Raw genomic sequence first — 7,138 nt, forward strand, 5'->3', positions numbered from 1 at the left:
ATTTTTATTTTTACTTTCGATAATTGATCTGACAACCATACGACCAATCCGCCCCATTCCATTAATTCCAATTTTAATTGTCATTTAATTTTTTAATAATTTTTTAGTAATATTTTTAATGTTTGTACTCTCTAGTCCAAAATATTTATAAATATCTTTATAGGGTGCACTTTTACCGAATTCATCAATTCCAAAAGAAATTCCGTTATCACCTATATATTTTTTCCAACAATCACTTGATCCAGCTTCAATAGATATTTTAAATTTTGTTTCTTTTAATATTTTATCTTTATAAGTTTTTGACTGTAATTCGAAAAGATCCATACAAGGCATTGATATAACTTTGGAGTATATTTTATCTTTGGCCAATTTATGGCTAACCTCTATTGCTAGATTAACTTCAGACCCACTTGCTAATATTGTTAGATTAACTTTTTTATTTGTTCTTAAAACCTCATAAGCACCTAATGAGCATAAGTTTTTATTTGGATATGTTTTTCTTATTGGATTTAAATTTTGTCTTGTTAAAGATAGCACGCTAGGTGTTTTTGAGCTTTTTAAGGAGTGTTCCCAACATTCGATAGTTTCAATTCTATCTGCAGGTCTGAATACATTTAGGTTAGGTATAGCACGTAAACCCGAAAGCTGTTCTATAGGTTGATGGGTAGGGCCATCTTCTCCGAGCCCAATAGAGTCATGAGTCATTACATAAATGACTCTTTTTTTCATTAAGGCAGACAATCTGATCGAAGGTTTGCAATAATCAGAAAATATTAAAAAAGTACCCCCATAAGGAATTAGATTACTGTGAAGTGCGATACCATTCATAACCCCGCTCATAGCGTGTTCTCTAACCCCGTAGTGTATGTAGTCACCAGTAAAATCTCCAGGTTTAATTATTTTATGGTTTTTAGTTTTTGTATTATTTGATCCTGCTAAATCAGCAGAGCCACCAATTAAATTATTTTTTTGTTTCGTTAATGCATTCAATGTCATTTCTGAACATTTTCTAGTGGCTAAACTTTTTGGTTCCTTTATTGCATTCTTTTTTTCTTTCTTAAGCACCGTAGTAAAGTTATTTTTTAAAGTTTGATTAAATTTTATTTTTTTTCTTCTTAAAGCTTTGTTCCATTTTTTTTCTAAAACTTCACCTCTTTGGCCAATTTTTCTCCATTCATTTAAAATTTTATTTGGGATTTCAAAAGGTTTGATTTTCCAATTTAAGGCTTTTCTCACAAGCTTGATTTCATCTACTCCCAATGGACTTCCATGAGATGACGCTTTTCCTGATTTATTCGGTGAACCATATCCAATCTTTGTTTTACAAGAAATCACAGTAGGTTTTTTAGCTTTTTGAACTTTTTTTAGTGCTTTAAAAATTTCTTTTTCATTATGACCGTTGATAGAAATATAATCCCAACCATATCCTTCAAATCTTTTTTTAAAATTATCTGAAACCGCGAGATTTGTTGGACCGTCAATTGAAATTGAGTTGTTATCAAATAGCATAACCAAATTTTTAAGTTTTAAATGTCCCGCTAAACTCATCGCTTCATGACTTATTCCTTCCATTAAGCATCCATCTCCAGCTAAAACATAAGTTTTGTGATTAATTAAATCTTTACCTAATTTATTTTTTAAAATTTCTTCAGCTATTGCAAAACCAACTGCATTAGATATACCTTGTCCAAGAGGACCTGTTGTAGTTTCAATACCTGTTTTAGGGTGATATTCAGGATGTCCAGCACAAATAGAATTAAGCTGCCTAAATTTTTTAATATTATTAATTGATATGCTTTTATATCCAGTTAGGTAAAGCAAAGAATATAAAAGCATAGAACCATGACCAGCAGACAAAATAAATCTATCTCTATTCAACCAATCTGGATTCTTTGGATTAAATCTTAAAAAATTTTTGAATAACACTGTTGCAACATCTGCCATGCCCATTGGCATTCCAGGGTGACCTGAATTTGCTTTTTGAACAGCATCAATTGATAAAAATCTGATGCAATTAGCTAAATCATTGTGTAGTTTGCTCAAAATTATCCTGACTAGACTAAGAAGAATCTATTTAATAATATAAACATATATATATGAATTCTATAAACGAAAAAGAAAAAAAATTAAATATTGCATTAGAGGAATTAAAAAATTTAGATCTAACAAATCCTGAATTACAAAAAAATATCAAAAATTTAAGCACAAAACAAAATCAATTAGAAATTGAAAAAATACAGATTGAAGAAAAATATAAAACGTTACTCGAGGAACATGAAAATCTATCAAAAAAACTTGAGGATTTAAAAAATAAAGAAAAGCTGGAAGAAAGAAAACAAATTGAATTTTCTGAAAAAATTGACGAACTTAATCAAGAAACTGACACACTATTGGATGAAATAGATAAATGGCAAATGTAAGTATAAAATTTAACAACAAAGAGTTTTTACTCGCTTGTGAAGATGGACAAGAGGAGCACCTAGAAGAATTGTTAATTCAGATTAACAAAAAGTTTAATAATTTAAAAAATGATTTGGGAAATCTAGGTGAAAATAAATTATTATTAATTACAGCTGTAAAAATAATGGATGAATATTACGAAACTAAGAAAAAAGTAGATCAAAAAAAAGAAGAATTAAACGATCTATCAAAAAAATTTAAAGAACTAAAATCTCTAATTTACGATTATAGGGATACAAAAGAATCTGAAATTGAAAAACTAAATATTGATCATGAAAATTTAAAACAAGAAATTGACAATAATCAAAAAAAATACGAAAATTTAATTGATGAAGCTGCTGATCAAATATCAAATTTTGTAAAAAAAGCAAAATTAGAAAACATTTCAAAGTAGGTCTGTGAGTAAATCTAAGCTAAGAAGTAAAATTTTAAATCTTAGAAAAAAAAATTCGAATAAAAAACTTAGTCTCAATCCTGACAGAATTTATCAATTTTTAAAAAAAAATAAGATTAATTTCAAAAATATAGGAGGGTATTACCCTTGTAATCATGAGATTGATGACTTGGATATGCTTTATTTTTTAAAAAACAAAAAGGCAAATATTTCCTTACCAATAATTAGAGAAAATAACCAAATGGATTTTTTTGAATGGACAAATAAAGATCCTTTAAAAATTAATAAGTATGGAATTGCTGAGCCAACTTTAGGAAAGAAAATTTACCCAGACATAATATTTGTTCCTTTAGTAGCTTATGATAATGATTTGAACAGATTAGGCTATGGCGGAGGATTTTATGATCGTTATTTAGAAAAAGTATCTAAATTTAAAATAATATTTAAAATTGGATTAGCATTTTCATACCAGGAGATAAAAAAAATACCTATCAACAAGTATGATAAGAAACTTGATTTAATAATAACCGAAAAAAAAATTATACAATGAGAATTTTATTTTTAGGAGATGTTGTTGGAATTTCAGGATGTTCTAAATTAAAAAGTAATTTATTAAATGAAATTGATAAAAACAAAATCGATTTTGTAATAGTAAACGGTGAAAATGCTGCAGTTCAAGGTGTGGGACTAACTAAAGAAATATGTAAGGATTTTTTTAATTGTGGAGTTGATGTTATCACAACCGGCAATCATGTTTGGGATCAAAAAGAAATTATGGAATTTATTGATAAAGAGGAAAGATTATTAAGACCTAAAAATTTATTTGAACCTGCACCAGGAAAAGGTTTTCAGATTTATAAAACAAAGAATGATATAAAAATTGGAGTTCTTAATTTGATGGGCAATGTTTTTATGAAGAAGTGTGAAGATGTTTTTGATGCCTCTCAAAAATTTTTAAAAGAAAATGAAATGAAAAAAGATTTTGATTTACTTGTAGTTGATTTCCATGGTGAAATTACTAGCGAAAAAAATGCTATAGGACATCTATTTGATGGAAAGGCAACTCTCGTGGTTGGAACCCATACTCATATTCCAACAAATGATGCCAGAATACTTAATAATGGCACTGGATATCAAACCGATGCAGGTATGTGTGGGGATTATGATTCAGTGATTGGAATGAATAAAGAAAATTCCTTGAATAGATTTTTAAAAAAGAATTCAGTGAAACACTTTCCTGCCAATGGAGATGCTACTTTATGTGGTGTTATAGTAGATTGTGATATAAAAACAGGTTTAGCATTAGACATCAAAAGCTATGTATACGGAAATCAACTAAAAAATATTTAAAAATTATGGCAGGACATTCTCATTGGGCAGGAATAAAACATAAAAAAGGTAAGGCTGATAAACAAAGATCAAAGATATTTTCAAAATTATCTAAAGAGATTACTGTTGCCGCAAAACTTGGTGATAAAGATCCGGCAATGAATCCCAGATTAAGATCTGCAGTACAGGCTGCTAGATCTGCAAATATGCCTAAAGACAATATTGAAAGAGCAATAGATAAATCTTCTATAGCCACAGGAGCAAATTTTGAAAATTTAAGATACGAGGGGTTTGGACCAGAAAAGATTGCTGTTATAGTTGAAACTTTAACAGATAACAAAAATAGGACCGCATCAAATATTAGAACTATTTTTCAAAAAAGTGGTGGGAGCTTAGGAACTCAAGGTTCAGCATCTCACAATTTTCAACAATTGGGTATAATCAAAATTGATAAAAAAGAGATATCTGATGAAAAAATTTTAGATTTAGCGATTGAGTCAGGAGCTGATGAATGTTTCTCTTATGAGGATTATCATGAGGTCCAGTGTCAAATGAGCGAAATATATAATATAAAAAAAAATCTTGAGAAAATTATTGTGAATTTTATTTCTACAGAAATTGAATGGGTTCCGTTAAATAGTGTTGAAGTAAATAAAGATAATAAAGATAGTGTAGTAGATTTTTTAGAAACTCTTGAGGAAGATGACGATGTTCAGAACGTTTATTCAAACGTTAATTTAGGTGGTATTTAATGATGATTATTGGAATTGATCCAGGCATCTCAGGTTCAATCTGTTTTTTTCAAGATGGTATAATAAAAGATGTAATTGAAATGCCAACCATGACAGATGGCAAGAAGAATAAAAGACAAGTAAATGGTGCTCAAATATTTAATGAAATTAGTGAAAGGATAAACAAATTTGATAAAAAAAATATAAAAGTTGTAATTGAGCAAGTTTCTGCAATGCCTGGACAAGGCGTTACTAGTATGTTTAATTTTGGTCAATCTTTTGGTATTTTAAAGGGCATATGTAGCGCAATGCATTTACCTGTTTATTATGTCAGGCCTGCTAAGTGGAAAAAATATTTTAACCTTATTAATTCAGAAAAAGATGCTAGCAGAACAAGAGCTATTGAAATTTTTCCATATTTTTCATCTCAATTATCAAAAAAAAAAGATAACAACAAGGCAGATGCTATTCTAATAGCTAGTTTTTTCCACGAAACTTATCAAAAAGAAGAATAATCAATTTAAATTAAAAGACAAAATCATGACACATTTACGTGTGATGAGTAAGCATGGAAGCAGATATAGCATCAAAAGCAGTTGAATTAGGAACAAATACCGATTTTTCATTATTCAGTTTATTTTTTAGAGCAGACATAATTGTTAAGTCTGTAATGATTATATTAATATTGTGCTCAATATACTCTTGGGCTGTAATTATTGAAAAGTTTCGATTATTTAAAAAAATAACTAAATCTTCAGAAGAATTTGAAGAAAAATTCTGGAATTCTAAATCTGCTGAAACTTTTTACAATAGTTTACCTAGTAAACTTGAGGATCCAATGTCACTTGTGTTTCAAGATGCAATGGAAGGATTGCTTAAAAAAAAATCAAGAACCAATATTAGTGAGAGAATGAGCTCATCTTTAGAAGCTGGAATTGAAAAACAAATGACAAAAATTGAAAAAGGTTTTACTTTTTTGGCAACAGTAGGCTCAACTGCACCATTTATTGGGTTGTTTGGAACTGTTTGGGGAATTATGAATTCTTTTCAATCTATAGCTATTTCAAGAAACACAAGTCTTGCGATAGTTGCGCCAGGAATAGCCGAAGCTTTATTTGCAACTGCACTTGGTCTATTGGCTGCAATACCAGCAGTAGTGGCATACAATAAATTTAATAATGATGCCAAAAAATATTCAGAAAAATTAGAAAATTTTTCAAAAAGATTTTTAACAATTATTTAGATGGCATTTAAATTAAATCGTTCTTCTAAAGAACCAATGAGTGAAATAAATGTTACTCCTTTTGTGGATGTAATGCTTGTATTGTTAATAATTTTTATGGTTACAGCACCGTTGTTAACTGTTGGCGTTCAAGTTGATTTACCAGAAAGTTCAGCAGACTCTTTGCCAGAAGAGACAGAACCTTTAACACTTTCAATAAATGCAAAAGGTGAAATTTTTATTCAAGAAGCAAAAGTTGAATACGATAATATTATTGCAAAGGTTTTAGCGGTTTCAAAAAATAGGACTGATACCAGAATTTATGTTAGAGGTGATAAAACTATAAATTATGGAAGAGTTTTAGAAATAATGGGATTACTGTCAGGATCTGGTTTTACTAAAGTAGCATTGATTTCAGAACCATATAAACAGAGGTAATTAAAGTGAATAGAAGTTTAATTATTTCTTCTGTTTTACATGCTTTGTTAATTTTCATTACAGCTATGAGCTTACCTTTTTTGGCAAAGAAACCACTTGATATTCCACCAATAGTATCAGTTGAGTTAATTCAAATAGCTGAAAAAACCAATATTCCATTTGCACCTAAGGCCAAAAAAATAATTGAGAAAGTAAAAGAGAAAGAAAAAAAACTTGTTTCAGAACAAGCTCCACCAAAAAAAGTAGAAAAAACGAAAACAAAAACTGTTCTGGCTCCTGATCAAAATAATAAAAAAATAGAGAATGAAACACCTGAGGCAATTCCACTTCCAGATAAAACTTTAAAAAAGGTTGAAACAAAAGAGGAAAAAAAACAAAATCCTGAAAAAGTAGATGATGAAGTTAAACAAGTATCAGAATTTGAAAAAAAAGATTTGTTTGATCCAAATAATATTGCTGCTTTAATTGATAAATCAAAAGAAGAGAGTGCAGAAGTTTTAAAAACAAATGATGACATTACTCAAGATCAAGAAAGAAATGTAGAGAACACAGGTCTTACACTAA

The 7,138-nt window shown here is 29.0% G+C and carries 9 protein-coding genes and 1 pseudogene; 9 read left to right on the forward strand and 1 reads right to left on the reverse strand.

The genetic code is table 11. The annotated features are described in order from the left end of the window. Positions 1-84: 84 nt before the first annotated feature. Positions 85-2,043 (reverse strand): transketolase, encoded by a 1,959-nt coding sequence (gene tkt, locus AMO08_RS02840; RefSeq protein WP_075484937.1) that lies wholly within the window; start codon positions 2,041-2,043, stop codon positions 85-87. Positions 2,044-2,096: 53 nt separating this feature from the next. Between tkt and AMO08_RS02845 the strand changes: the two genes are divergently transcribed. The 9 genes and pseudogenes from AMO08_RS02845 to AMO08_RS02885 all read left to right on the forward strand — a co-directional run. Beyond that, complete coding sequence (locus AMO08_RS02845; protein WP_075484939.1) at positions 2,097-2,420, forward strand: 5-formyltetrahydrofolate cyclo-ligase; 324 nt, start codon at positions 2,097-2,099, stop codon at positions 2,418-2,420. Continuing rightward, entirely contained in the window at positions 2,408-2,854 is a 447-nt protein-coding gene (gene zapA, locus AMO08_RS02850) for a cell division protein ZapA (protein ID WP_075484941.1), read from the forward strand. Before AMO08_RS02845 ends, zapA begins: the two co-directional genes overlap by 13 nt. A 4-nt stretch (positions 2,855-2,858) precedes the next feature. Further along, complete coding sequence (locus tag AMO08_RS02855; RefSeq protein WP_075484943.1) at positions 2,859-3,404, forward strand: 5-formyltetrahydrofolate cyclo-ligase; 546 nt, start codon at positions 2,859-2,861, stop codon at positions 3,402-3,404. Then, complete coding sequence (locus AMO08_RS02860; protein ID WP_075484945.1) at positions 3,401-4,204, forward strand: TIGR00282 family metallophosphoesterase; 804 nt, start codon at positions 3,401-3,403, stop codon at positions 4,202-4,204. The genes AMO08_RS02855 and AMO08_RS02860 overlap by 4 nt, the downstream gene beginning before the upstream one ends. 5 nt (positions 4,205-4,209) lie before the next feature. After that, on the forward strand, positions 4,210-4,935 hold the full coding sequence (locus AMO08_RS02865) for a YebC/PmpR family DNA-binding transcriptional regulator (protein ID WP_075484947.1): 726 nt from the start codon (positions 4,210-4,212) through the stop codon (positions 4,933-4,935). After that, positions 4,935-5,429 (forward strand): RuvC family protein, encoded by a 495-nt coding sequence (locus AMO08_RS02870; protein ID WP_075484949.1) that lies wholly within the window; start codon positions 4,935-4,937, stop codon positions 5,427-5,429. Before AMO08_RS02865 ends, AMO08_RS02870 begins: the two co-directional genes overlap by 1 nt. A gap of 53 nt (positions 5,430-5,482) precedes the next feature. Beyond that, entirely contained in the window at positions 5,483-6,157 is a 675-nt protein-coding gene (gene tolQ, locus AMO08_RS02875; RefSeq protein ID WP_075484951.1) for a protein TolQ, read from the forward strand. Then, entirely contained in the window at positions 6,158-6,574 is a 417-nt protein-coding gene (gene tolR / locus AMO08_RS02880; protein ID WP_075484955.1) for a protein TolR, read from the forward strand. It begins immediately after the preceding gene. Between the two features lie 5 nt (positions 6,575-6,579). Further along, positions 6,580-7,138, forward strand: a pseudogene (locus AMO08_RS02885) (cell envelope biogenesis protein TolA); the annotation flags it as partial.

Origin of the sequence: Candidatus Pelagibacter communis, assembly GCF_001180205.1 — a bacterium.
In the GTDB taxonomy this organism is placed as follows: domain Bacteria; phylum Pseudomonadota; class Alphaproteobacteria; order Pelagibacterales; family Pelagibacteraceae; genus Pelagibacter; species Pelagibacter ubique_O.